We start from the raw sequence: 3,047 nt of genomic DNA, 5'->3' as shown, positions 1-3,047 counted from the left end.
GATGCCTTGGCATCAGGAGCCGAAGAAGGACGTGGGAATCTGCGATAAGCCTGGAGGAGTCGATAACCGGACGTTGATACCAGGATTTCCGAATGGGGAAACCCCGCACGGCGTCATGTCGTGTGACCCGTAGCTGAACACATAGGCTACGTGGAGGGAACGCGGGGAAGTGAAACATCTCAGTACCCGCAGGAAGAGAAAACAACAGTGATTCCGTGAGTAGTGGCGAGCGAAAGCGGATGGGGCTAAACCGTTTCCATGTGTGATAGCCGGCGGGCGTTGCATGGGCGGGGTCGTGGGACCAGCCATTCCAGTTCTGCCGGACTGGAGGAGTGAGGTGCGGGTGCATAGGCGAACCGGTTTGAAGGCCGGACCATAGGGGGTGTTAGTCCCGTAGCCGTAATGTTCTCCGCCGCTTTGTGTTGGTATCCCAAGTAGCACGGGGCCCGAGAAATCCCGTGTGAATCTGCCAGGACCACCTGGTAAGCCTGAATACTTCCTGATGACCGATAGCGGACAAGTACCGTGAGGGAAAGGTGAAAAGTACCCCGGGAGGGGAGTGAAATAGTACCTGAAACCATGTGCCTACAATCCGTCGGAGCCACCTTGTTGTGGTGACGGCGTGCCTTTTGAAGAATGAGCCTGCGAGTTAGTGCCGTGTCGCGAGGTTAACCCGTGTGGGGAAGCCGTAGCGAAAGCGAGTCTGAACAGGGCGTTCAGTGGCGCGGTCTAGACCCGAAGCGAAGTGATCTACCCATGGCCAGGTTGAAGCGTGTGTAAGAGCACGTGGAGGACCGAACCCACTTCAGTTGAAAATGGAGGGGATGAGCTGTGGGTAGGGGTGAAAGGCCAATCAAACTTCGTGATAGCTGGTTCTCCCCGAAATGCATTTAGGTGCAGCGTTGCGTGTTTCTTACCGGAGGTAGAGCGACTGGATGGCTAATGGGCCCTACAAGGTTACTGACGTCAGCCAAACTCCGAATGCCGGTAAGTCAGAGCGTGGCAGTGAGACTGTGGGGGATAAGCTTCATAGTCGAGAGGGAAACAGCCCAGAACGCCAACTAAGGCCCCTAAGCGTGTGCTAAGTGGAAAAGGATGTGGAGTTGCGAAGACAACCAGGAGGTTGGCTTAGAAGCAGCCATCCTTGAAAGAGTGCGTAATAGCTCACTGGTCAAGTGATTCCGCGCCGACAATGTAGCGGGGCTCAAGCACACCGCCGAAGTTGCGTCATCCAGGTATATAGGTAGGCCTTCGTGGTCCAGCCGCCTGGGTGGGTAGGGGAGCGTCGTGCCGGCAGTGAAGCCACGGTGTGAACCAGTGGTGGAGACGGCACGAGTGAGAATGCAGGCATGAGTAGCGAAAGACGGGTGAGAAACCCGTCCGCCGAATGATCAAGGGTTCCAGGGTCAAGCTAATCTGCCCTGGGTGAGTCGGGACCTAAGGCGAGGCCGACAGGCGTAGTCGATGGACAACGGGTTGATATTCCCGTACCGGTGAAGGACCGTCCCTACCGGACTGGCGATGCTAACCGCCCCAAACACCCATCATCCTTCCTTCGGGAAGGGTACCGGGTGCGCGGCGCGGGACCCGAGCCAGCGAGGTCAACGTATTAACAGGTGTGACGCAGGAAGGTAGCCGGGCCAGGCAATGGAATCGTCCTGGTCCAAGGGTGTAGGCCGAACGGTAGGCAAATCCGCCGTTCACATAGGTTGAGACCCGATAGGCGCCCACTTTGGTGGGTGATCCGGTGATCCTATGCTGCCAAGAAAAGCATCGACGTGAGGTCCAAGCCGCCCGTACCCCAAACCGACACAGGTGATCAGGTAGAGAATACTAAGGCGATCGAGAGAATCATGGTTAAGGAACTCGGCAAAATGCCCCCGTAACTTCGGGAGAAGGGGGGCCCCAACCTTGAACACCACTTGCTGGTGGGAGGGGATCGGGGCCGCAGAGACCAGGGGGAAGCGACTGTTTACTAAAAACACAGGTCCGTGCGAAGTCGCAAGACGATGTATACGGACTGACTCCTGCCCGGTGCTGGAAGGTTAAGAGGACCGGTTAGCCCCTTGTGGGCGAAGCTGGGAATTCAAGCCCCAGTAAACGGCGGTGGTAACTATAACCATCCTAAGGTAGCGAAATTCCTTGTCGGGTAAGTTCCGACCTGCACGAATGGAGTAACGACTTCCCCGCTGTCTCAACCATGAACTCGGCGAAATTGCACTACGAGTAAAGATGCTCGTTACGCGCAGCAGGACGGAAAGACCCCGAGACCTTTACTATAGTTTGGTATTGGTGTTCGGTGCGGCTTGTGTAGGATAGGTGGGAGACGTTGAAGCGGGCACGCCAGTGTTCGTGGAGTCATCGTTGAAATACCACTCTGGCCGTACCGGATTCCTAACTTCGGCCCATGATCTGGGTCAGGGACAGTGCCTGATGGGTAGTTTAACTGGGGCGGTTGCCTCCTAAAGAGTAACGGAGGCGCCCAAAGGTTCCCTCAGCCTGGTTGGCAATCAGGTGGCGAGTGTAAGTGCACAAGGGAGCTTGACTGTGAGAGTGACAGCTCGAGCAGGGACGAAAGTCGGGACTAGTGATCCGGCGGCACGTTGTGGAACGGCCGTCGCTCAACGGATAAAAGGTACCTCGGGGATAACAGGCTGATCTTGCCCAAGAGTCCATATCGACGGCATGGTTTGGCACCTCGATGTCGGCTCGTCGCATCCTGGGGCTGGAGTAGGTCCCAAGGGTTGGGCTGTTCGCCCATTAAAGCGGTACGCGAGCTGGGTTTAGAACGTCGTGAGACAGTTCGGTCCCTATCCGCTGCGCGCGCAGGAAATTTGAGAAGAGCTGTCCTTAGTACGAGAGGACCGGGACGGACGAACCTCTGGTGTGTCAGTTGTACTGCCAAGTGCACCGCTGATTTGCTACGTTCGGAAGGGATAACCGCTGAAAGCATCTAAGCGGGAAGCCCACTTCAAGATGAGATTTCCATACACGTCTAACGTGTGAGAGGCCCCCAGCCAGACCACTGGGTTGATAGGCAGGATGTG

1 rRNA gene is annotated in these 3,047 nt (G+C 56.5%); it reads left to right on the top strand.

The features are described 5' to 3' along the window. Window positions 1-3,047 (top strand): 23S ribosomal RNA (locus ABD088_RS17220); the annotation flags it as partial.

Source organism: Arthrobacter rhombi, from assembly GCF_039526245.1.
GTDB lineage: Bacteria > Actinomycetota > Actinomycetes > Actinomycetales > Micrococcaceae > Arthrobacter_H > Arthrobacter_H rhombi.
The sequence above is the reverse complement of the archived record's forward strand: the minus strand, read 5'-3'. Positions and strand labels throughout refer to the sequence as shown.